The 23,265-nt window shown below is 45.1% G+C and carries 22 protein-coding genes and 1 riboswitch; of the genes, 15 read left to right on the top strand and 7 right to left on the bottom strand.

The window, feature by feature from the left end; genetic code table 11:
- Window positions 1–14 precede the first annotated feature (14 nt).
- On the bottom strand, window positions 15–1,229 hold the full coding sequence (locus HNP76_RS12715; protein ID WP_184661120.1) for an L-aspartate oxidase: 1,215 nt from the start codon (window positions 1,227–1,229) through the stop codon (window positions 15–17).
- Window positions 1,226–2,149 carry a quinolinate synthase NadA gene (nadA, locus tag HNP76_RS12710; RefSeq protein ID WP_184661118.1) on the bottom strand — a complete coding sequence of 308 codons (924 nt, stop codon included), beginning with the start codon at window positions 2,147–2,149 and terminating at the stop codon, window positions 1,226–1,228. The genes HNP76_RS12715 and nadA overlap by 4 nt, the downstream gene beginning before the upstream one ends.
- A gap of 280 nt (window positions 2,150–2,429) precedes the next feature.
- Between nadA and HNP76_RS12705 the strand changes: the two genes are divergently transcribed.
- Window positions 2,430–3,425 (top strand): cobalt-precorrin 5A hydrolase, encoded by a 996-nt coding sequence (locus HNP76_RS12705; RefSeq protein WP_184661116.1) that lies wholly within the window; start codon window positions 2,430–2,432, stop codon window positions 3,423–3,425.
- A 1-nt stretch (window position 3,426) separates the two neighbouring features.
- On the opposite strand, the gene HNP76_RS12700 is transcribed toward HNP76_RS12705, so the two are convergent.
- Window positions 3,427–4,137 (bottom strand): histidine phosphatase family protein, encoded by a 711-nt coding sequence (locus HNP76_RS12700; protein WP_184661115.1) that lies wholly within the window; start codon window positions 4,135–4,137, stop codon window positions 3,427–3,429.
- An 89-nt stretch (window positions 4,138–4,226) separates the two neighbouring features.
- On the opposite strand from HNP76_RS12700, the gene cobJ reads away from it, so the two are divergent.
- The 9 genes from cobJ (at window position 4,227) to cbiB (ending at window position 13,565) form a co-directional block, all read left to right on the top strand.
- Window positions 4,227–5,006: a precorrin-3B C(17)-methyltransferase gene (cobJ, locus tag HNP76_RS12695; RefSeq protein ID WP_184661113.1), complete on the top strand. Its 780-nt coding sequence runs from the start codon at window positions 4,227–4,229 to the stop codon at window positions 5,004–5,006.
- Window positions 5,003–5,803: a precorrin-6A reductase gene (cobK, locus tag HNP76_RS12690; RefSeq protein WP_184661111.1), complete on the top strand. Its 801-nt coding sequence runs from the start codon at window positions 5,003–5,005 to the stop codon at window positions 5,801–5,803. Before cobJ ends, cobK begins: the two co-directional genes overlap by 4 nt.
- Window positions 5,800–7,086 (top strand): precorrin-6Y C5,15-methyltransferase (decarboxylating) subunit CbiT, encoded by a 1,287-nt coding sequence (gene cbiT / locus HNP76_RS12685; RefSeq protein ID WP_184661109.1) that lies wholly within the window; start codon window positions 5,800–5,802, stop codon window positions 7,084–7,086. Before cobK ends, cbiT begins: the two co-directional genes overlap by 4 nt.
- Window positions 7,086–8,576 carry a cobyrinic acid a,c-diamide synthase CobB gene (locus HNP76_RS12680; protein ID WP_184661107.1) on the top strand — a complete coding sequence of 497 codons (1,491 nt, stop codon included), beginning with the start codon at window positions 7,086–7,088 and terminating at the stop codon, window positions 8,574–8,576. The genes cbiT and HNP76_RS12680 overlap by 1 nt, the downstream gene beginning before the upstream one ends.
- Complete coding sequence (locus HNP76_RS12675; protein ID WP_184661105.1) at window positions 8,573–9,886, top strand: aminotransferase class I/II-fold pyridoxal phosphate-dependent enzyme; 1,314 nt, start codon at window positions 8,573–8,575, stop codon at window positions 9,884–9,886. The genes HNP76_RS12680 and HNP76_RS12675 overlap by 4 nt, the downstream gene beginning before the upstream one ends.
- Window positions 9,887–9,966: 80 nt before the next feature.
- Window positions 9,967–10,431, top strand: a complete 465-nt coding sequence (locus HNP76_RS12670) for a chemotaxis protein CheX (protein ID WP_260309241.1) — start codon at window positions 9,967–9,969, stop codon at window positions 10,429–10,431.
- 23 nt (window positions 10,432–10,454) lie between these two features.
- On the top strand, window positions 10,455–11,531 hold the full coding sequence (gene cobT / locus HNP76_RS12665) for a nicotinate-nucleotide--dimethylbenzimidazole phosphoribosyltransferase (protein WP_221301085.1): 1,077 nt from the start codon (window positions 10,455–10,457) through the stop codon (window positions 11,529–11,531).
- On the top strand, window positions 11,528–12,529 hold the full coding sequence (locus HNP76_RS12660; RefSeq protein WP_184661102.1) for a bifunctional adenosylcobinamide kinase/adenosylcobinamide-phosphate guanylyltransferase: 1,002 nt from the start codon (window positions 11,528–11,530) through the stop codon (window positions 12,527–12,529). The genes cobT and HNP76_RS12660 overlap by 4 nt, the downstream gene beginning before the upstream one ends.
- Before the next feature lie 46 nt (window positions 12,530–12,575).
- Window positions 12,576–13,565 carry an adenosylcobinamide-phosphate synthase CbiB gene (gene cbiB / locus HNP76_RS12655; RefSeq protein WP_184661100.1) on the top strand — a complete coding sequence of 330 codons (990 nt, stop codon included), beginning with the start codon at window positions 12,576–12,578 and terminating at the stop codon, window positions 13,563–13,565.
- Between the two features lie 68 nt (window positions 13,566–13,633).
- Here the strand turns inward: cbiB and HNP76_RS12650 are convergent, their stop codons facing one another.
- From HNP76_RS12650 to HNP76_RS12635, 4 genes are all read right to left on the bottom strand, one after another.
- Window positions 13,634–15,607, bottom strand: a complete 1,974-nt coding sequence (locus tag HNP76_RS12650; protein ID WP_184661098.1) for an EAL domain-containing protein — start codon at window positions 15,605–15,607, stop codon at window positions 13,634–13,636.
- Between the two features lie 56 nt (window positions 15,608–15,663).
- The gene (ribH, locus tag HNP76_RS12645) at window positions 15,664–16,137 is read right to left on the bottom strand and encodes a 6,7-dimethyl-8-ribityllumazine synthase (protein WP_184661095.1); all 474 of its coding nucleotides are present in this window, start codon (window positions 16,135–16,137) and stop codon (window positions 15,664–15,666) included.
- A 2-nt stretch (window positions 16,138–16,139) separates the two neighbouring features.
- The gene (locus HNP76_RS12640; protein ID WP_184661093.1) at window positions 16,140–17,348 is read right to left on the bottom strand and encodes a bifunctional 3,4-dihydroxy-2-butanone-4-phosphate synthase/GTP cyclohydrolase II; all 1,209 of its coding nucleotides are present in this window, start codon (window positions 17,346–17,348) and stop codon (window positions 16,140–16,142) included.
- 61 nt (window positions 17,349–17,409) lie between these two features.
- A riboswitch (FMN riboswitch) is annotated at window positions 17,410–17,553 on the bottom strand.
- 60 nt (window positions 17,554–17,613) lie between these two features.
- Window positions 17,614–17,952 carry a response regulator transcription factor gene (locus HNP76_RS12635; protein ID WP_184661090.1) on the bottom strand — a complete coding sequence of 113 codons (339 nt, stop codon included), beginning with the start codon at window positions 17,950–17,952 and terminating at the stop codon, window positions 17,614–17,616.
- Between the two features lie 285 nt (window positions 17,953–18,237).
- On the opposite strand from HNP76_RS12635, the gene HNP76_RS12630 reads away from it, so the two are divergent.
- The 5 genes from HNP76_RS12630 to urtD all read left to right on the top strand — a co-directional run bounded on the left by HNP76_RS12630 (window position 18,238) and on the right by urtD (window position 23,228).
- Window positions 18,238–18,606, top strand: a complete 369-nt coding sequence (locus HNP76_RS12630; RefSeq protein ID WP_260309240.1) for a hypothetical protein — start codon at window positions 18,238–18,240, stop codon at window positions 18,604–18,606.
- Window positions 18,597–18,875 carry a hypothetical protein gene (locus HNP76_RS12625; RefSeq protein WP_184661087.1) on the top strand — a complete coding sequence of 93 codons (279 nt, stop codon included), beginning with the start codon at window positions 18,597–18,599 and terminating at the stop codon, window positions 18,873–18,875. The genes HNP76_RS12630 and HNP76_RS12625 overlap by 10 nt, the downstream gene beginning before the upstream one ends.
- Window positions 18,876–19,007: 132 nt before the next feature.
- Entirely contained in the window at window positions 19,008–20,216 is a 1,209-nt protein-coding gene (urtA, locus tag HNP76_RS12620; protein WP_184661086.1) for an urea ABC transporter substrate-binding protein, read from the top strand.
- 221 nt (window positions 20,217–20,437) lie between these two features.
- Entirely contained in the window at window positions 20,438–22,426 is a 1,989-nt protein-coding gene (gene urtC / locus HNP76_RS14280) for an urea ABC transporter permease subunit UrtC (protein ID WP_221301084.1), read from the top strand.
- Window positions 22,413–23,228, top strand: coding sequence for an urea ABC transporter ATP-binding protein UrtD (urtD, locus tag HNP76_RS12605; protein WP_184661084.1), 816 nt, complete (start codon window positions 22,413–22,415; stop codon window positions 23,226–23,228). The genes urtC and urtD overlap by 14 nt, the downstream gene beginning before the upstream one ends.
- Window positions 23,229–23,265: the final 37 nt, after the last annotated feature.

Raw genomic sequence — 23,265 nt, 5'->3', positions numbered from 1 at the left:
CTGACATCAGTTATTCATGCAATTTTTGTTTTAATTGAAAGAGCCTGTGACTCCCTGTTGATTTTGTTTGCCGCGATTTCTGCGAAAACCAGGCTTTCCAATAGGGAATTGCTTGCCAGACGGTTTTTACCGTGAACGCCGTTGCAGCTTGTTTCGCCGACAGCATAAAGGTGGTTGAGGCTTGTCATTGAATCATCGTCAACCTCGACTCCGCCCATAAAATAATGCTGGGCAGGAACGACAGGAATCAAATCCTTGGTACAGTCCAGACCTTCTTCAAGGCAGCGCTCGTAAATATGCTCGAAGTGAGTTTTGATTACGTCGGCCGGAATTGCCTTCATGCTCAGCCAGACGTGCTCGGTTCCGTCCTTTTTCATCTGCTCGTTGATGGCTTCAGTCACTTTGTCGCGTGGAAGAAGCTCGTTTACGAAGCGGTTGAGGTTTTTGTCCAAAAGGATGCCGCCTTCGCCGCGGACAGACTCACTGATTAAGAAGGAGCGTTCTTTTTTGCCCTGCTCGGATTTTACGAAAAGGGTCGTAGGGTGAATCTGAACGTAGTCTTCGTGGATTACAGGAATATTGTGCTTTTTTGCGATTGTAAGTGCGTCTCCTGTCAGATGAGGGAAATTCGTTGAGTGACGGTAAGTTCCGCCGATTCCGCCGGTTGCCCAGATTACATCCTTTGCCTTGATTGTAAATTCTTCGCCTGAAATGAGGTTCTTTGCGACGATTCCGGTGCAGTTTCCGAATTCTTCTATAATATCAGTCATTTCAGTCATTTCAAGAATCTGAACGTTTGTTAGTCTTTTTACGGCCGCAAGAAGTTTGCTTGTGATTTCCCGGCCTGTAATATCCTGATGGAAGAGGATTCGCGGAGTGGAGTGAGCGCCTTCTTTTGTGAATTTAAGGCTGCCGTCTTCGTTTCTCTCAAAGTCAACGCCGTAAGAAATCAGTCTCTGAATTGTTTTCTGTGAATTGCGGATCATGGTGTCTACGGACTTTTTCTTGTTCTCGTAGTGTCCGGCCCGCATTGTGTCCTCGAAGTATGAATCGTAATCAGCTTCGTTTTTGAGCATACAGATTCCGCCCTGGGCCAGGAAAGAGTCGCATTCCTCAACCCTGGCTTTTGTAATCATGAGGATTTTTTTGTCCGAATCGAGGTTCAGGGCAGAGTAAAGGCCTCCAACTCCGGTTCCGGCGATTACGACATCGTATTGATTCTGAGTCATTTTGCTATCTCCAACATTCTGGCCAGAGGCTTGCATGATTTTTCACGCAGTTCATCGGAACAGTGGGCCTGGGGCGTATTGTTTTTTAGACAATCTCTTATATTTTCAAGTGTAATTCTCTTCATGTTAGGACAAACCTGCTTTGCACCGACGAAGTAGAACTTCTTTTGAGGAGCGACTTTCTGCATTTCATGAAGGACTCCGCTTTCAGTGCAGACGATATATTCCTCTGCATCATCACTTTTGACGAATTCAATCAGTTCTTTTGTACTTCCGACGTAATCAGAGAGGTCAACGACTTCCTTCATGCATTCCGGATGAGAGATGACTTTTGCAGCCTGGTGCTCATGGAAGCATTTTTCAATTTCGGCAGCCGTGATGCTTGTGTGGACGTGACAGAAGCCCTTATTTAGAATCACGTTCTTTTCAGGAATCTGCTGGGCAACGTAGCGGCCGAGATTTCCGTCCGGGATAAAGAAAATATTTTTGTTTGGAAGTGATTTTACGATTTTAAGTGCGTTTGAAGACGTTACGATGACGTCAGAAAGAGCCTTGATTTCGGCAGTTGAATTGATGTAGCAGACTACCGCAAGGTCGTCATATTTCTGGCGCATTTCTGCGATTGTTTCCGGGTCGGCCATGAGGGCCATAGGGCAGACGGCGTTTGTATTTGGAACAAGGACTGTTTTGTCAGGATTGAGGATGCAGGCGCTTTCTCCCATAAAAGTAACGCCGCAAAATACGATTGTCTTGCGCGGGTCGTTTTTTGCGATTTTTGCAAGTGCGTAGGAATCTCCGACATAATCCGCAATTTCCTGAATCTGTCCGTCAACATAATAGTGAGCAAGAATTACAGCATCCCGCTCCGCCGCAAGTTTTTTAATCTCAGCCGTGATTTCGTTTGTGGCAGGATTTGTCATTTTGTACCTCTAAAGGCTCCGCAAGTCTGATTGGCGAAAACCGTGTAAAGAAAGATACCACTTTTCTTTACACCTGACAAGACACCTGTAAAAATTAGTGTAAGAATTTATCGACACCCCTGAAAAAACGGTTTCCCGCCGAGGACACGTCACCAAACATCGCAGTGAGCAAAGCTCAGGCGAGTTTGTGCCGTAACCTCGGCTCCAACCGTTTTTTCTGAATATCCGGCTACTTTTACACTGATTTTTACATTTAGAATATGATATAATCGGAATTAACATGCGATTACATATTATTTCCTTCACACAGGCGGGGTTTTCTCTTTCTGAGCGGATTCGGGATTCGCTGTCCCATGGCGATTCGGACGAAATTTCGCTTGCTTTTGGAGGGAAGATTGCGGATAGGGATTTGGCTTCTTTTGCCGTGACGCTTTCTGAATGGGTTCAATCTGGTTTTCACAGCGGAAACGCCCTTGTTTTTGTCGGAGCTGCCGGGATTGCTGTCCGATCGATTGCTCCATTCGTCAATGACAAAAAAACTGACCCAGCCGTGCTTGTGATAGACGAGAAGGGCGGATTTGTGATTCCGATTCTCTCAGGCCATATCGGCGGAGCCAATGAACTTGCACGCAAAATTGCGGATGCAATCGGGGCCCTTCCTGTAATCACTACGGCCAGCGACGTGAACAATCTGCCTGCAATCGATGTTTTTGCTGCCAAAAATAATCTTTCCATAAACGACATGAAGCTTGCAAAGGACTTTGCGGCAAAAATGCTGGCTTACAAGGACAAAAATGAAAATGACAGGCCGCAGTTTACACTTTCGGTATATATCAAAAATGATATACTTTCTCTGATTCCAAAATGCGTGATACTGGGAATTGGCTGCAAAAAAGGAAAATCCGCAAAAGAATTGGAAAATTTCGTAAAAGAAAATCTCGAATTATATAAAATAGACTACCGTTCGTTAGAATCTGTAAATTCCGTCGACCAGAAGAAAGATGAAAATGCGCTTATCTCGCTGGCAAACAGCTTGAAACTACCCTTCGTTACTTTTTCAGCTGAAGAATTAAACAAAATCACTCAAAAAGTCAGCCATTCGGACTTTGTAGAAAAAACTCTGGGCACGGACAATGTCTGCGAAAGATCTGTTTTCGCGGCCGGGGCGGATGAACTTGTCCTGCCAAAGATTTCCCGGGACGGCATGACCCTTGCCGTCGGAATCAGAAAGGCCGACCTGAAAATCCCGGAAGATCTTAAAAACTTTTTGATTTAGCCTATTTTTCAAAATGAAGTTTTTCCAGCTTGAAGGAATCGATGTGATTCATGTCGTTGAAAAGCTCCAGCCGTGGAATCGTTGTTTTTCCTTCTTCGCCTTCAAAATTGATGATTGAAACCGAGCAGACGCCGTAAGGCAGGGTTGTAAATGCAACCGGAAGGGGAAGATTTAAAAGATGTGAAAACATTATTCCGCCTGAACCTCCGTGGGCAAAAAGGGCAATCGTGTCTTCGCAGGCTTTTTCGCAGAAATAAAGGCCATTTTTTCTGATCAAGCCAAATTTTTCAAGGAATGAATCGAATCCCGTGGAAATTTTGTTGTAGTATTCCATGCAGATATTGTCCCTGAAGTAAGGATGACTTTGCCACTTGCCGTTTTCCGCATATTCCGGGTGCTCAGCCAGCAGTTCAACGCTCAATGTCCATGGATGTCCCTCGTAAGGTAATTTTCTTTCCTTTTCAGAAGGGCTTTTTGCGTCTCCCCAGTTGATTTCATGCATAAAATCAAGAATTTGAATATCATCAATGCCCTGTTCTTTTGCCGTATATGAAGCGGTTTCCCTGGCCCTGCCCATTGGGGATGAAAATATTGCCGAAATCTTTTCTTTTTTAAGCCGCTGGGCCGTGCTTTTTGCCTGAATTATTCCGTTTTCAGTAAGGCAGTCATTTTCGTAATCAGGTTCTCCGTGGCGGACAAATATAAGTCTCATTTTAACTCCAGAAAATACGTTTTATGATGTTCAAATTCTACATTAAAATTTGCGATGTCTCAATCAGAATTTTATGATATAATGGGCATATGAACGAAATTAAGGGCGGCAGTCTGACCGTCGCAGGCATTGGCTCAGGAAAGTTTTCTCAGATAACAGGTGAAGTCCTCGAAGCGTTGAAAATTTGTGACTGTATCGCAGGCTACGAAGTTTACATCAACCTTGTAAAAGACCATTTTCCCGGCAAGGAATTTCTTTCCACACCCATGCGAAAGGAAGAAGAACGCTGTCGACTCGCCCTTGAAAAAGCAAGTCAGGGTAAAAATGTCGTATTCATCTGCTCTGGAGACGCCGGCGTTTACGGCATGAGCGGCTTGATTTACGAAGTTTCAAAAGAATTTCCGGGCGTCCAAATCAATGTCCTGCCTGGAATTACAGCTGCCCTCAGCGGTTCGGCTCTTTTGGGTGCCCCTTTGATTCATGATTTTGCCGTAATCAGCCTCAGCGATCTTATGACTCCCTGGGAAAAGATTGCAAAAAGACTGGAATATGCCTCTGCCGCTGATTTATGTATTGTCCTTTACAATCCGATGAGCCACAAGCGTAAGGATTATCTTTTAAAAGCCTGTCAGATTCTCCTTAAAAACCTGCCCGAAGACAGGCCATGCGGTTATGTCAGGAATATCGGCCGGGAAGGCGAAGAGTGCAAAATCCTCACTTTAAAAGAACTTTCGACTGCTGAGCTTGATATGTTCACCACTGTTTTCATCGGGAATGAATCAACAAAAGTCCTTGAAACTGCAAATGGAAAAAAACTCGTCACTCCGCGCGGATATCAATTCGAAAAATCAGCTCTGGATGATAAATGAAGCGGATTTTCATTTTTGCCGGCACAACAGAAGGCCGCGAACTTTCCGACCGTCTCTCAAAATCCGGCTTTGAAGTAAGTGCCAGCGTTGCCACTGAATACGGAGCCCAGCTTCTCCCCAAATCAGAAAACTTGAAGGTTCTGCAAGGACGGCTGGATTCCGCTCAAATGATTTCTCTCCTTTCGCAGGCGGACTACGCCTATGTCATCGATGCCACCCATCCCTTTGCCACGGAAGTTTCAAAAGAAATAAAAAAAGCATGTAATTGCACGAAAATTCCCTATCTAAGACTGGCAAGAAATACTGAAAGCGAAGAAGAAGATGTCCCGGCTCAAAGCCAAAATCTCCTTTATTTCGATGATATTGCCCAGGCTTCAGAATGGCTCGAATCCCAGGGCGGAAAGATTTTTGTCACCACAGGCAGCAAGGAACTGAGCCAAATCTGCCGGAAAATCACTGACAAGTCCAGGCTCTTCGTGCGGGTTCTTCCGTCTCAGGAAAGCCTTGAAATTTGCCGGAACTGCGGAATTGCAGAAAGCCAAATCATAGCCATGCAGGGACCTTTTTCTCTGGAAAGCAATTTAAGTCATTTTAGGGAAGGGGGCGCAGAAATTCTTCTTACAAAGGAAAGCGGCTCAAAGGGCGGATATTTTGAAAAGATAAGTGCGGCTCAGGAACTTGGAATGAAAATCGCCGTGATTAAAAATCCCGAAAAAGCCCGGCAGAATGACGTCCAAACGGATCAAATTTTTCACTCAGTCGAAGAGATTTGTGATAAACTAGAATTTGAAAAATGAAAAGCTTGAATCTTATCGGACTTGGAACAGGAAGCGAAAATTTTCTCACAGACGAAGCAAAATCAGCTCTTTGCCAGTCGGAAATTATTTTCGGCGCAGAAAGAATGCTCGAAGCGGCAGAAAAAATCAATCCGTCCGCCAGACGAGAGTCCCTTTACAATGCCCGGGAAATCCTCGGCTTTTTGCAGGAAAATCCTCAATATCAAAAGATTTCCGTAGTTTTTTCAGGCGACCTGGGATTTTTCAGCGGTGCAAAGTCTTTTTATGAAGAATCAAAAAATCTGTCCGGATACGAGATAAACTCAATTCCAGGAATTTCTTCGGCCGTCTATTTTGCGGCAAAATTACATAAATCATGGCAAAAGTGGAAGTTTCTTTCGCTTCACGGCACAAAATGCAATGCAATCGAGCAGATTCGTAAAAATCCAGCCTGTTTTTTCATTCTTTCAGGCGGAGATGATTATAATTCTCTGGCAGAAAAAATCGAATCGGCCATCAACAGGGGCCTTCTTTCTTCCGTAAAGTGTTATGCAGGCAAAAATCTTTCATATGAAGATGAAGAAATCCGTCAAATTTCCTGCATGGAAGTGCTTAAAAGTGATGAGTGTCAGGCTTCCCAGTCACGAAAGGATTTATACGTTCTTCTCGTCGAAAACGAAAATGCCAAATCAGAAAGAGTGCTTTCCTTCCTTGATGACAAATTTTTTAGCCGTGACGAAAAAACTCCCATGACCAAAAAAGAAGTCCGTGCTCTTTCAATTGCAGCCCTGGGCCTTTCAGAATCTTCCGTCCTCTACGACATTGGAAGCGGAAGCGGCTCGGTAACAGTTGAAGCGGCCAGAATCGCAACAGACGGTCATATTGTCGCGGTTGACTGCAAGGAAGAAGCAATAAGCCTCACCCTCGCAAATGTCAGCAAGTTTCTCCTTGAAAACGTCACTTTGCTAATGGGGACTGCTCCAGCATGTTTAGAAAACTTGGATTCAGAGGGCAAACTCCCGCTTCCAAGCCACATTTTTATCGGTGGCAGCAAGGGAAATCTCGCTGAAATAGTAGAATATGCCCTCAAAAAAAATCCCCGCGTAAGAATAGTGGCAAATTTCGTAAGCCTTGAAAATCTCTGCGAAATGCAAAATCTTTTGAAAGCGCTCGAAGCACATAATAGAATCGAAAATGTTGAAATCACGCAGCTTGCCGTGAGCCGGGCAGAAAAGGTTGGCGATTTCCACCTGATGAAAGCCCAGAATCCTGTATACATCGTAAGTTTTTCAGGGAGAGGCTGATGTCAGAATCCTGTGGAGTCAAAAAGTCACAAATTTTCAACGCCCCGAGAATTATGATAGCCGCGCCCAAAAGCGGAAGCGGAAAGACCAGCATTACCTGTGCTCTTTTGCAGCTGCTTAAAAATCACGGTAAAAACCCGGTCGCCTTTAAATGCGGGCCAGACTACATCGATCCCATGTTTCACAGGCAGGTTTTGGGAATCAATTCGACAAATCTGGACAGTTTTTTTTGCGATGACCGGCTTTTAAAAGAAATTTTCCGGCAAAATACCGGAAGTCAGGAAAATTTTGCCGTGATTGAAGGAGTCATGGGGCTTTTCGACGGTCTGGGCGGCACTTCGGTCAAGGCTTCAAGTTACGACATAGCCCGGATCACAAGAACTCCGATTATTCTCCTGATTGATGCAGAAGGGGCAAGCCGCTCAATTCTCCCGCTGATAAAGGGCTTTCTGGACTACGACAGCGAAAATCTCATCAAGGGTATCTTTCTGAATAAGGTTTCAAAATCAACTTATCTGGTAGTAAAACCCCTTATTGAAGAAGAATTAAAGATCCCGCTTATAGGCTTTTTCCCAAAAGATTCAGAAAATGTCCTCAAGAGCCGCCATCTTGGGCTTGTCCTTCCAAATGAAATTAAAGACCTCAAGGAGCAAATTCAAAAATCCGCCGAAGTCCTGGAAAGCGGCCTGGATTTTAAAATGCTGGAAAATATCAGTAGGGGAGACGTCCTTGAACTTAAACGAAGGCCATTGACCTATATGAACGTGGGAATCTTAAAAGACGGCAACGGCGGCGAAAATGACAGGCAAAGTGACATCTCAGATGACAATTCTTATGACAGAATAAAAATCGCAGTCGCTTTTGACGAGGCTTTCTGCTTTTACTATCAGGAAAACCTAAAGCTTTTGGAATCTTACGGCGCAAAAATCGAATATTTTTCACCCCTGCACGATAAATCCCTTCCGGACGGAGCTAAAGGGATCTTGCTGGGTGGCGGCTATCCTGAACTCTACGCAGAAGAGCTTGAAGCAAATCTTTCCATGAGGAATTCAATCAATGGCGTCGTTCAAAAGGGAATCCCGCTGATTGCTGAGTGCGGAGGTTTTATGTATCTTCAGGAAAAACTCACGGCTCAAAACGGCAAGAGCTATCAGATGTGTGGTGCAATAAAGGGCGAGTGCCGTTACACGGGAAAACTGGTCCGCTTCGGTTACGCAGAATTCAGCTTAAAGGAAGAAAATTCCGGCGATTCTTCGGTCATAATCAAAAAACCGGTCAGGGGGCACGAATTCCACTATTTTGACAGCACCAACAATGGAGCCTGCTTCACGGCGGAAAAGCCCCTTTCAAAAAAATCCTGGGACTGCATGATTTTTAATTCCAAAATGCTGGCCGGCTTTCCTCATTTGTATTATCCCTCAAATCCTGAAATCGTCCGCTGGTTCATCGATGAGTGCAAAAAGGGCTGGAAAGGTAGGGCAAAAAAATGATTCAAAACTCGGCAAAATTCTTCAAAAACACAGACTGCTCATATTTTCCCTGCCACACAGGCTTGGACGAGGACTGCTTCAACTGCCTTTTTTGCTACTGTCCCCTTTATTCCAAAAATCCCTGTCCCGGGAACGCGACTTACATCAAAAAAGACGACGGCAGAATCATAAAGCGCTGTACCGACTGTACCTTTCCCCACAAGGCAGAAAATTACGAAAAAATCATGAAGCTCCTCCGCATAAAAAAAGAGCCTGTCTCAGGCCCAGAATATCATCATGGGGGAGAAGAGGGGCTTGCGGGCTGCTTTATTGATTTTTCGGTCAACACAAATCCCCTCGGGCTGCAAGAAAGTGTAAAGTCTGCCATAAAAGATTCGATTGACTCCTTCGAAAAATATCCAGATCAAAACTGCAGCCGATTGCGGGCTAAAATTGCTGAATGGAAGTCTTTGAAAGCTGAAGAAATCGTATGCGGTAACGGAGCGTCTGAGCTTATTTCCCTTACCGTAAACGCGATTTGCCCCAAAGACGCACTTATCATCGCACCGACTTTTTCTGGCTACGAGAGGGCGTTGAAAATTTGTGACTGTCGGATTCACTATCATCTTACAAAGGAAGAAGATAATTTCGCCATCGCTGAAAGTCTTTTTGACACAATCCAGAAAACTTCCCCGGACATGATTTTTCTCTGCAATCCGAACAACCCCACAGGAAGAATGATAAATCCCGGTCTTTTTGCAAGACTTCTTTGTCTCTGTGAGGAAAAGGGAATCTTTCTTTTTGTGGACGAGTGCTTTATTGATTTTACAGAGCGGATAGAGGAATCAGCCTTGCGCCTTACCGGAAAATCTTCCCATCTCATTGTCCTGAACGCATTTACGAAAATCTTTTCAATGGCCGGGCTGAGGCTGGGCTATCTGGTTTCATCAAATCAAGGCCTAATTCAAAAAATCAACTCCCTGCGCCCGGAATGGAATGTCTCGGAAATCGCACAGCTTGCAGGGCGGGCCGCACTTTCAGAAAATGATTACATTCAAAAAACACTGGATTTGATTAAAGAAGAAAGAATTTACCTCTCAAAAGAACTCAAAGCTTTAGGTTTTAAGGTCTGTCAGGGAGAGGCAAATTTCATTCTTTTTGAACAGGGAACTTTTGCAGCTGAAAATTTAAGCAAAATCCTGAAGGAAAAAGGGATTTTAATCCGAAATTGCAGTAATTTTATGGGCTTGGGCGGAAACTTTTACAGAATCGCAATAAAAAGTCACGAAGATAACGAAAAACTTATCGATACACTTAGAAAACTCTTATAATATGCGATAAATCATAAAATAATCTTATTTTTTACTTCTTTTATTTTACAAATTGAAAATCCTGCATTATCATTATTGTTATGGCAATGGACGCAAAAATCATCAACGCATTCCTCTCAGAAGGAATTAAAACTTTCCAGGAGATGTTCAACATTTCTGCAGAAAGCAAAGAACCGCATCTTCTCGATATTCATGCGGGTCATCCGTGGGAAATTTCCGGCTTGCTTGGTGTTACAGGCAGCATCAAAGGAATCGTCGCATTCAGGCTTCACAAAATTCTTGCGAACAAAATGCTTGAATTTTCCGGACTTGAGTGCAAGCCCCAAGATTATGAGGACATGGCTGTCGGCCTTGTAAGTGAATTCACCAACATAATCTCTGGACACGCCGTTACCGCCCTCAGCGATTACGATCTGGACATTTCTCCGCCATTCTGCGTAATGGGACACAACCACATGATTTCATGGCCGCGTAATTTCCCGGTTATAGCCATTCCTTTTATCACAAAGTACGGGCCATTTGAGGTTGACGTCTGCTTTAAATAATTTTTTCTGATATACTCACTTTTGTGAACAAGAAAATTCTCGATACGCTGCAAGAAATTGCTCCTTTAAATCAAAGTGCCCTTCTTGCAGCGAAAAAATATCAGTCCTCACTGGCAATGCCGCCCGGAAGCATGGGCGAACTCCTTGAAATTGGAGCCAGGCTTGCCGGAATCACAGGAAATTTGCACAATTCTCTCCCCAAAAAAAGGATTGTCGTTCTTGCAGCTGACAACGGAGTCGTGGAAGAGGGCGTTTCTTCAGCCCCCCAGAGCGTAACCGCAAGCCAGGCCGTAAACATGACGAAGAGCCTGACCGGAATGAGCGCCCTGGCAAAGCATTTTGGAAACGAAGTGCAGGTCGTTGACGTCGGAATCAAATGCAGTTACGACTGCCCGCAAATCATCAACAAAAATATCCGCAAGGGCACCGCTTCTTTTTTACACGGGCCTGCAATGACCCGCGAAGAAGCCGAAAAAGCCATCCTCATTGGAATTGAGCTTGCAAAAACCGCAAAAGCAGACGGAGTTTCTGTCCTGGGAGTGGGCGAGATGGGAATCGGCAACACCACGACTTCAACGGCAGTCCTTTCGGTCCTCACAGGCCTTAGCCCGGATGAAATCACCGGCCGGGGCGGCTGCATCACCGATGAAATGCTTTCCCATAAAAAAGAAGTCATCAAAAAGGGAATCGAGCTTAACAAGGCGAACAAATACGACGTAATCGATCTGCTTTCAAAGGTCGGCGGTCTGGATTTAGCCAGCATGTGCGGAGTCTTCCTGGGAGCGGCGGCAGAAAAACTACCGGTCGTTATTGACGGCTATATTTCCGTTGTCGCGGCCCTGTGCGCAGCGAGAATTTGCCCGAATTCAGCCAAATATTTCTTTTCTTCCCACTGTTCCGAGGAAAAAGGCTATAAAATCGCAATAAACGAACTATCGTTAGCTCCTTACCTCAATCTGAGGATGCGGCTGGGCGAGGGAAGCGGCTGTCCTCTGGCTTTTGAAATCATGGATGCCGCCTGTGTAATCATGAATGAAATGGCCACATTCGAAAAGGCCCAAATCAACGACTCCTATCTGGACGAAATCAGGAAGTCATGATGAAGGGCGAAAAATTTGCGGCTGGCGCAGCATTCCAACTTCCTCATTTTCTCCTGATCACAGGGGGCTGCAAGAACGGAAAATCTTCTTACGCCCAGGAAGCCGCCTGCAAGCTGGCAGAAAATGCCGGCTCCGCACCAGTTTACTTTGCCACAATGATTCCTCATGACAGCGAAGATTACGAGCGGATTAAAAAACACCGTGACGACCGCAAAAATCTCGGCTTTGAGACAATTGAAATCGCAGGAAATTTTTCGCAAATCGTTGAAAATTTGCAGCCGGGAAGGGTAATCCTTTTTGACAGCCTTACGGCCCTGCTTGCAAACGAGCTTTTTGAGGGGCGGACTGACTTTTCAATTAAAAAAATGCAGGAAGACGCTCCAAAAATCCTTGAAAGAATTGAAAAAACGCTGGAAAAACTGATTCAAAAGTCAGATTCCGTGATTTTTGTGAGTGATTCAATCTTCTGCGACATAAAATACGACGAAATTACGGAACTATATAGAAAAAACCTGGCGAAAATCGAGCAATTCCTTGCAGAAAAATGCGACGGGGTGGTGGAAATGAAAAACGGAAGGGCAGAAATCAAAAATCCAGAAGAAAATGGCGAAAAATCCTCTTGCGGACTGAAACTTGTTGTCGGAGGAGCTTATCAGGGAAAAACGGCTTTCGCCAGGGAAAAGTTCGCACTTTCAGACGAAGATATTTTTGTCTGCAGCGAGGATAGCGAACCTGATTTTTCAAAACCCTGCCTTTCACACTACGAAAATTATATTGCCTACTGCCTTAAAAAGAAAATCTCCCCCAAAACTGATTTTTCAGATTGTGCGGCTGGCGGTCAGGAGAAAGTCATCATTTGCGACGATATTTTCTGCGGAGTCGTGCCGGTTGATGCCTTTCAGCGTAAATTACGCGAGGAAACAGGACTTGCACTTCAAAAAATAGCCGGAAAGGCCGAGCTTTTCCGGGTTTTCTGCGGAAAGGGCCAGAAAATTTAAAATTTCCCAACTTTCTTTTTTTCAAATATTGATTTAGAATTGCGGCATGGATTTTTTTCTGAATCACCATATTGCTTTTTCTCTTTTAGCCGGATTTTTACTCGACTGCATTCTCGGAGACCCCCATTCTTTCCCTCATCCGGTGCGCTTTATGGGATTTTTGATTTCCTTCCTCGAAAAACGCCTGAACAAGCCGTCTGATTCTGAAAAAATTCAGCGCCTCAAAGGAAGTTTTCTTGTTTTTATCGTGATTTTTACATCTTTTTTGATTCCGTCAGCGATTTTGTATGCATGCAGACTGATTCATCCCTATCTTTTTCTGGCCGCAGAAAGTATTATCTGCTATCAGTGCATAGCCGCAAAATCTTTATGCGCCGAAAGCAGCAAAGTTTACCGGGAACTTAAAAAAAATGACCTCGAAAAAGCCCGGAAAGCCGTTTCGATGATTGTCGGGCGGGACACAGACATTCTTGATCAAAAGGGAGTCGCAAAAGCCGCCGTTGAGACAGTAGCCGAAAATGCCAGCGATGGGGTAGTTGCCCCGATTTTTTTCATGGCAGTCTTTGGTGCGACAGGCGGACTGGTCTACAAGGCGATAAACACAATGGATTCGATGATTGCATACAAAAACGAACGCTATAAAAATTTCGGATTCTGCGCCGCAAAGCTCGATGATCTTGCAAACCTGATTCCAGCACGACTTTCCGCAATCCTGATGATTATTTCAACGCTGATTCTGGCCATTTTCCCGGCAAAGCAAAGGTTTCACCCGATAAACGCAGTAAAAATCTTCCTTCGTGACAGATACAAGCACTCAAGCCCCAATTCCGCCCAGACAGAAAGCGTGGCGGCCGGAGCACTGGGCCTGCAGCTGGCAGGAGATACAGTCTATGAGGGCAAGGTCGAAAAAAAGGATTTCATCGGTGACAAGCTGCGTGAAATTGAAGCGAGAGATATTGTCCGGGCAAACGTCCTGATGTACGCGACGACAATCCTGACTGTAGTGATTTCAATTCTGATAAGGCTAGGGTACTAAGCGGCCAGTCCCACATGATAAATTCTTACAGTACAAGAAAATAATATTATTGGTAGACAGAACGTGCATTATGATAAGTTGGGGAGAATGAAGGAACTGTTCTGAATTTTTTCAATTACTTCTTCGCGAGGCATTGGTTTTCCGAAAAGGTAGCCCTGAATCCGCTCACAGCCGATTTCCTGAAGGAAGTCAAAGGCTTCGTTTGTCTCGACACCTTCGCTGAGGGTGTGCATTCCGATGTCCTTTGCAAGCGTAATGATATTCTTGAGGATAGGACGGGACTTAGGCGAGCTGGCAAAATCCTTGAGGAAGGCCATGTCGATTTTCATCATGTCAAATTCGAATTCTTTGAGAAGGTTGAGTCCTGAATAGCCGGAACCAAAGTCATCAAGCCAGAGGGAATAATCTTTTGTCTTGAGCCGGTGCAGGGTTTCGCGGAGATTTCTGTCATCTTCTGAGAGAGCGCTTTCCGTAACTTCGATATGGATGTTTTCCTTGCCGATTCCCTGCTTTTCAACGTACACTTCCAGCAGCTCTTCGATATTCATCAGCTCAAAGTCGATTTTGGAGAAATTTACTGAAACCGGGAAAACAGGTACATTTTTTGCCCTGGCATTCAAAATATCCCGGCAGACTTCCTGCAAGACATAGGCGTCAAGCTTGTGAATCTGGCGGTACTCTTCCAAAACCGGAATAAAGGTGTAAGGCGGCATAAAACCGTAATTTGGATCAATCCAGCGGGCAAGAGCCTCAAATCCGCACAGCTCTTTGTTTTTAGCCAGAACAACCGGCTGATAGTAAATCTGAATGTAGCCCTGGGAAATCGCCCGGTCTATGTTATTGATTACATACTGCTTTCGGGCAAAATCTTCTGCACTGGCAGTCGTATACTCGCAAAAATCAACGCCATACTTTTTGTTGATGCTCTCACAGGCGTAACGTGCAAAATCACAGGCAGTAATCGTATGGCACAAGACGTCTTCCGGCGTATATGAGCCGACTTTTAAGCCTAGTTTGACTTCGGGGTCTGAATTCATGATTTTCCTGCGGATTGAAGCAAGCTTTACCTCAAGTTCAGCGGTAGAATTTAAGGCATCCCGCTTTGCAAAAACGACGAAATGGTCATCGGAAAAGCGCGCTACAGGTTCCCCGGCAAAAGAATATTTGATTGTGTGGGCAATGGCATTTAAAAATCGGGTTCCTTCGTCAAAACCGTGCTTTTCGTTGTAGCTCTTGAAGTTAAGGATATCCAGAAAGAGGAAATTGCGCGAAAGGAAGTCAGCCTCGCTTTTACTGCGGATCTCCCCTACCTCATTCCTGAATGCCAGCATGTTTCCGATTCCGGTGGCTTCATCAGTGACCGCAACCTGACTGAGATAAAGGTTCATGTTCTCAATGTGCTCGGCATTTTTGGCTTCGATTGCCTTTTGATGAAAGCGACCGACCGTCGTAATAAGAATTGCCAGCCAGACTGTAAAAAGATTCATTTGCGTGGCATAAGTCGCTGAAATTGACGAGTCGCAGATAAAATAAAAAAGCAGGAAGGAACCTGTCACCAAGGAAATGGACGTTATCGGCCGCCAGATCATGATTCCCATGGTGATGATTTCGACTGTGATGAAAGCAAGGGCGTGCTCACCTTTCTGATAGTCCAGATAAGAAATAAAAATTCCGAATGCAAGTGCAACAACGGCAAAAAAAATCATGTAAATCTTGCCGATCCAGCGGTTTGTCATTCGATTCTTTAAGAAGTTGTATGAAAAAATATACAGTAAAAGGGCACAAAGGAAGAAAACCGCATAGGCGGTAAGGTGCTGGATAAGCCAGGCGTAGCTACGGATCTTTGAATCCATCAACATATGGTAAAGAACGTAGCAAATCATGTAAAATTCCAGAACCATGACGATACTTGAGACTAGAATTCCTGAGCGGGCGTTATCCCTGTCGACATATTTTTTGAACGAATCACTATAACCTGTGATTCCGAGAAATTTTAATATATTACGAAGACTTTTTTTAAAAAATCTTTTAGCCTTATCCATCAAATTCAATAATAAGGCTAAAAGATGATTCTGTAAATAGAGAATTTAATGTAAAATTAAAGCTGTTTCATGAGGTTGGCCATTTCGATTGCGCCCAAAGCACAGTCATAGCCCTTGTTTCCAGCCTTGCTTCCTGCACGCTCGATTGCCTGCTCAATGTTCTCGGTTGTGATTACACCGAAGAGGACCGGAACGCCGTTTTTGAAGCTTGCCTGAGCTACGCCCTTTGAAACTTCGGCGCAAACATAGTCGTAATGTGTTGTAGAGCCACGAATTACGGCTCCGACAGCGATTACGGCGTCATATTTTTTGCTTGCGGCGAGCTTGTCACAGATTACAGGGATTTCAAAAGCGCCCGGAACCCAGACGGCAGTAATGTTCTTTTCTTCGACACCGTGGCGGACGAGACCGTCAACAGCACCGCCGAGAAGTTTGTTTACGATGATTTCATTAAAACGGCTTGCAACGATTGCAACCTTCATGCCCTGCGGGGCAACCAATTTTCCTTCAATCAAATTAATTTCGTTCATATTTACAATTCCTCACTAAAAATATGTCCCATTCTATCACGTTTTGTGCGCAAATAAAAGGCATCGTATTTCTGGGCCGGGATTTCAATCGGAACCCGCTCGCTTACTTTTAGTCCGAAGCCGTCAAGTCCGTAGATTTTCTCCGGATTGTTTGTAAGCAAACGGAGAGACTTGCAGCCCAAATCCCGCAGAATCTGTGCGCCTATCCAGTATTCACGCAAATCCGGCTTAAAGCCCAGCCTGACATTTGCCTCAACGGTGTCCAAACCTTCTTCCTGCAGTTTGTAGGCCTTGAGCTTGTTGATTAAGCCGATTCCCCGGCCTTCCTGTCTCATGTAAAGGATTACTCCCCGACCCTCTTCATTCACGCGCTTCATGGCAGCCTGGAGCTGAGGTCCGCAGTCGCATCTTCGGCTTCCAAAAACATCGCCGGTAAGACACTCAGAATGGACCCGGCACAAGACATTCTCGCCGTCGCCCAAGTCACCCTTAACCAGAGCAACATGATGCTCGCCAGTGATGTCGTTGATGTAGCCGTAAATGTCAAAATCACCGTACTCTGTCGGCATCTTGGCCTTTGCCTCGCGAACGACATGCTTTTCGTTTACACGGAGATAATCCTGCAAAGCCTTGATTGTGATGTACTTGAAGCCGAATTTCTTTGCCATTTCCTGAAGCTTTTCGCCCCGCATCATGGTTCCGTCGTCGTCCATGATTTCACAGCAAAGGCCGCATTCTTTAAGGCCGACGATACGGCACAAGTCAACCGTTGCCTCAGTGTGACCATTTCGCACAAGAACCCCGCCCTTTTTTGCAATCAAAGGGAAGTTGTGGCCCGGACGGCGGAAATCTGTGGCTACTGACGCCGGATCAACGCATTTTTGAGTGGTGATTGCCCGTTCTTTTGCGGAAATTCCTGTTGTGGTGGAAATGTGATCGATTGAAACCGTGAAAGCCGTCTCGTGATTGTCGGTATTTTCGGCAACCATGGGATAAAGGCCGAGTTTGTGGGCAAGTGCCTCGCTCATCGGCATGCAAATGAGACCTTTGGCGTGACTTGCCATCATGTTCACGTTTTCCTGAGTGGCAAATTCTGCGGCACAAATCATGTCGCCCTCGTTCTCGCGGTTTTCGTCGTCTGAAACCAGGATGATTTTGCCTGCGCGAAGGTCTGCAACAGCTTCTTCGATTGTGTTGTAATTAAAAGACATAAAAAAAAGCTCCTTCAACAGGGCGAAAGAGCAAAGAATAAACCGCCGTTTGTGCGACAAAGTTTTACTTCTTTCATCCGGACTTTGTGGACCTGCCACTTACCGTCGGCTACGGATTTGCACCGTATCATGCTGAAAACAGCTCGCTGGCTTACGCAATGCGCTTACAGCCGGTGGGGAATCTCACCCCGCCCTGAAGTTAGTCTATCTTAACACGCAATTATATTTTATGCAATATGTTTTTATCGGAGATGTATAAATGTTTTTATAACCTGGGTTCGGCAAGGCTGAACACGAGATTCAACAGTTGGGTCCGGGAATTTACGCCCGCTTTATTGAAAATATTGTAGATATGCTTTTTTACGGTGGAAACGCTGACTTCAATCTGCTCGCTGATTTCGTTGTTGGAACGTCCGTCAGCAATCAGTTTTAAAACGTCAAATTCCCGCTCAGAAAGAGAAAAATCTGAAGCGGCCTTCTCCAGATACAAACCAAATTTGTCCTGACTTTCATCGATTTCAAGCAAGTCACAAATCATGTTCTCGAGTCTCTTCAATTCTGTAAAAATCGCATCGATTGCATTTTCATTCAATTCATGTTTCATGATTGCCTCCAAATCTTCTTCCGGAAAATAAAAAAAGTCGTTCTGGAAAGGCCCAAAACGACTTCATTGTCTCAAATAATAAAAATATATCATTATTTTACATTTTTTTGAAAAGTGTGGAAGACTTTTCCCGGGAAAAAATTGATTTTTTCTCACTTTCCGCTAGAACTAAAGTTGAAAAAAAGCAAATTGACACAAAATCCTCTGCCCGATATAGTTTCAACATCACTTAGCAAAGGAGCTTCGATTCACAAGTCGGGGCTCCTTTTTTCTTTTGGAGGCAACATGGCTTGTTTTTTGATTCCGCTCGGCGAAGCGCTTGTTCTTACAGTTGCAAAAAAACTGGCATTCAAAAAGAATGCTGATTCGGTAATCAAGGCCCGGCTGGGAAATCTTGAGAAAATGCTTTACGGAGGAAGTTTCCTTCTTGCGATTGAGCATATTTATCACGGTGAAGTCGTGCTTTATCCGCCATTTTTGACCGCGATGAAAAATCCCGAGGATATTCCGGAAATGCTTCATGAAATGGCGACCGTCGGAGTCTCTATGGCCGTGGTTGTAACGGTGGCTTGGGCAATAGCCGAAGTGACAGCGCATTTTATTAACAAAAAACAAGAAAATTCTAGCTTACAGGGGGCATCGCTATGTGTTTGATTCTTACGATTCTTGCGGCATTTGCTTTCAGCGGACTTTACTTCTATCAGAAGAGAAAATCTGCTGTTTCAAAAAGCGTATTCTCGACAATGCTCATGTTCTGGGCGGCAAGCCTAATGTGGAGCATGGACGGAGTGGCTTCAGTTCTTGAGGGCGAAGGATTTTTTGACCTGAGCCTGGAGGACACAATTCTGGGAGCAATTATCCTTGCAAGCGGAATCTTTGTTTTCGCATTTCTTTCTATTATACAGAAGCGAAAGACAGCATAATCTTCATCGATTAAAAAAAACATATTTAAAATAAATAAAGGCAATGGCGTCTGTTTTCTTGGCTGGCAAAGAGAGCAGGCGCCATTTTTTTATGAAAAAAAATTAAATATTGATGATTTGGAGGTAAAAATCATGAAAAAGACAGTTAATGGAATTATCACAAGCCTTTTGGCGGCTGGTGCCCTTCTCGGTACCCTCACCCTCTCTTCATGCGAGAAAAAAGAAGAGTCTAAGACCGTTAAAGTCGGCATCCTTCATTCTTTGAGCGGTACAATGGCTATCTCAGAAACATCTGTCCGCGATGCAGAAATGCTTGCAATCAAAGAAATCAATTCAAAAGGCGGCGTTCTTGGCAAACTGATCGAAGTCGTTCAGGAAGACGGTGCCTCAGAACCACAGATTTTTGCTGAAAAAGCAAGAAAATTGATTCAGAACAATAAAGTCGCAACAATTTTCGGCTGCTGGACAAGTGCTTCACGAAAGGCAGTAAAACCGGTCGTTGAGGAAACAGGCGCACTCTTGTGGTATCCGGTTCAGTACGAAGGAATGGAAGCAAGCCCTAACATCATGTACATGGGTGCGGCTCCAAACCAGCAGGCAGTTCCGGCAGTCGAGTTCTGCGCAGAAAAATTCGGCAAAAACATGTTCCTCGTCGGAAGCGATTACGTCTTTCCACGAACAGCAAATAAAATCATCAAGGCTCAGCTTGCAAACATCGGCGGTACAGTCGCTGGCGAAGAATACACCCCGATGGGACACACAGATTTCGCAACAATCGTAAGCAAAATCCAGTCTGCAAAACCTGACTGCATCATCAACACCCTCAACGGTGACTCAAACGTAGCATTCTTCAAGCAGCTCACAGATGCCGGAATCACAGCGGAGTCAATCCCGGTAATGAGCTTCTCAATCGCGGAGGAAGAAGTCGGTGGTGTTGGAATTGAAAACCTCAAAGGTCACTATGTCGCATGGAACTACTACCAGACAACAAAAACCGCACAGAATGACGCTTTCGTAAAGGCTTACAAGTCATCTTACGGCGAAAAGAGAGTTACAGACGACCCGATCGAAGCAGGTTACATCGGAGTTTACTTGTGGGCAATGGCAGCTGAAAAGGCAGGTTCATTCGATGTAGAAAAAGTCCGCACGGCAGCAAAGGGACTCACATTCGATGCTCCTGAGGGCAAAGTCACACTCGACGGCTCTAACCAGCACATCTACAAGCCAGTCCGAATCGGTAAAATCAACGAAACAGGCCTGATTGACGAAGTATGGGCAACAAGCGGCGCAGTAAAGCCGGATCCATACCTCTCAACATACGACTGGGCTAAAGGTTTGTAAATCACTGGCTGTATCAAAAAAAGGCTCCCAGTCGTGATAACGACTTAGCGAAACCGCAGGCTAGCCTGCTACACGCAGTTTGTGCTTGTAACTATATACGTTTGCCGCTTACGCGGCAGCACAAACTGAGTGTTTTCGTAAGTCGTTTCACTCCTTCGCGCCTTTTTTTGCAATATCCGTAAATTCCCAAAACCTGACATCCTTGTTTTAGAGGATTTTTTATGAATACATTTTTTACGATTTTGTTTAACGGTATTAGTCTCAGTTCAATTCTGCTTTTGGCGGCACTGGGACTTTCCATCACTTTTGGACTTATGCGCGTCATCAACATGGCTCACGGCGAGTTCATCATGATTGGCGCTTACAGCACTTTTCTTGTGCAGAATTTTTTTATCCGCTTTCTGCCTGCTTCGGCTTTTGATTTGTATTATCCTGTGGCGATTTTGGTATCATTTTTTGTTTCGGCAGGATTCGGAGCGGCACTCGAACAGCTTGTTATAAAAAGGCTTTATGGCCGCGAAACTGATTCGCTTCTTGCAACATGGGGCGTAAGTCTTGTCTTACAGCAGCTGGCACGTTCGGTTTTTGGTGCACCGAATGTCAATGTTTCAGCACCTTCCATTTTGAACGGAAACTTTGAAGTCGCCGGCGTCATTATGACCTACAAGCGGCTTTTCATCATCGTACTCGTAGCATTCTGTCTTCTTTTAATGTACCTTCTGATGTACAAAACTTCTTACGGAAAAAAAGTCCGGGCAACCATGCAGAACCGATCCATGGCTCAGTGTCTGGGAATTCATACAAACCGCATTGATACCCTCACTTTCGCAATCGGTTCAGGCCTTGCGGGTGTTGCGGGTGCAGCCCTCTGTCTTTTGGGACCAGTCGGCTCTTCACTCGGACAAAACTATATCGTCGATACATTCATGGTCGTCGTCCTTGGGGGCGTCGGAAAGCTTGCAGGTTCAATTGCAGGCGCCCTTTTAATCGGAATGAGCAATGCCGCGATTCAGTTCGGAACTTCGGCTAACATCGCAAAGGCAATTGTCCTCTTCCTCGTAATCATGTTCCTCCAGAAGCGGCCTCAGGGCTTGTTCACAATCCGCTCGCGAAGCCTGGATGAGTCAGAAAGCACGCCGACAATCGAAGGCCTCACTTTCAGACAGAAAAATCTTGCTTTCGCCGCAATAATGATGATTGTGGCCCTGCTCCCGCTTTTCCTTTCTCCATTCCGCGTCAGTCTGGTCGGAAAATACATCACTTATGCGATTGTCGCCCTTTCCCTCGACTTAATCTGGGGTCACACAGGCATTTTGAGCCTGGGACACGGCGTTTTCTTCGGTCTTGGCGGCTACGGCTTTGGAATGTACTTAAAGCTTGTTGCGAGCGGTTCATCCCTCCCCGACTTCATGAGCTGGAGCGGCAGGACAAGCCTTCCGTGGTTCTGGGATTTCTATAAAACTCCTTCAACTACGATTTTCATGGTCATCATGGTTCCGGCCCTTCTCGCCTTCCTTCTTGGCCTTCTGACCTTCACAAACCGAATCAAGGGCGTCTATTTTTCGATTCTTTCTCAGGCTCTGGCCCTGGTTTTCGTCACGCTTTTTGTCGGCTTACAGGAATACACCGGCGGCACAAACGGAATAACCGACTTTTCAACGCTTTTCGGTCTACCGATTGCAGGCAAAACCACGAAATACATCTGGTACTATGTTGCGCTTGCGATTTTGATTCTGACTTACGCCTTGTTTTCCTGGGTCATGCGGACAAGATGCGGAAAAGTCCTCGTTGCAATCCGTGACGGCGAAAACAGGACGAGATTTTCAGGCTATCAGGTAGCAAACTACAAGACCTTTGTTTACAGCCTGAGCGCGGTCTTCACAGGAATTGCAGGAGCCCTCTTCGTTCCTTTCAGCGGAATTATCTCACCGTCAGAAATGAGCATTTCCAATTCAATCGACATGGCGATCTGGGTTGCTGTGGGCGGACGGGGAAATTTAATCGGTGCGGTTCTGGGCGCATTCCTTGTAAACATCACAAAGACTTTAATCAGCGAGAACTTCCCGGAAATCTGGTCGTACTTCATCGGAGCAATCTTCGTTCTGGTCGTACTCTTCCTTCCACGCGGTGTGATGGGAATTTGCGTTGATGTTAAGAATCTAATAAAGGGAAAATTGGGACAAAGGAGGCAAAAAAATGAGCGAAACTAATTCAAAAATCACACCTGTCATCGAAATCAACGATATTTCAGTTGAATTCGACGGATTCAAGGCTCTGAGCGATGTGAACACAAAAATCATGCCGAACAAAGTGCACTTTTTCATCGGTCCGAACGGTGCAGGAAAGACCACTCTCCTCGACATCATCTGCGGAAAAACCAAGCCCTCAAACGGAAAAATCATCTATCACGGTGGCATCGACGTTGGTTTGAGACAGTACACGAACATGGATTTAACAAAAATGCGTGAGGCGGACATAGTGAATGAAGGAATCGGTCGGAAATTTCAGGCTCCTTCGGTCTTTACCAGTCTGACCGTCTGGGAAAACATGGAAATTTCCCTCAAAGGCCAGAAAAATGTGATTTCTTCCCTGCTCTTTAGAATTTCCGAAAAACAAAAAAAACGGATTGAAATGATTCTGGATTTTATCTCGCTCACAGAAAAAAAAGACGAAAAGGCAGCTTCCCTTTCCCACGGACAAAAACAGTGGCTTGAAATCGGAATGCTTTTGGTGCAGGAACCGGCGGTCGTTCTTCTTGACGAGCCAGTTGCGGGCATGGGAAAAGCCGAGACCGAAAAAACAGGCGAAATTATCAAAAAAATCGCCAAACAGTATGCGGTCGTTGTTGTGGAGCACGACATGGAATTCGTTAAAGCCGTCGCCGACACAGTGACCGTGATGCACGAAGGAAAAATCCTGACGGAAGGAAGCGCGGCACAAGTCCTTGCAGACGAAAAAGTAAAGGCTGTTTATCTCGGACGGGGAAAATTCCACAAGAGCGGCGTAGCATAATAGCACTGAGAGAAAACTCTAATCAGAAGGAGCGTAA

Source organism: Treponema ruminis, from assembly GCF_014201975.1.
Taxonomy (GTDB): domain Bacteria; phylum Spirochaetota; class Spirochaetia; order Treponematales; family Treponemataceae; genus Treponema_D; species Treponema_D ruminis.
This window is presented reverse-complemented; position numbering and strand designations above follow the sequence as displayed.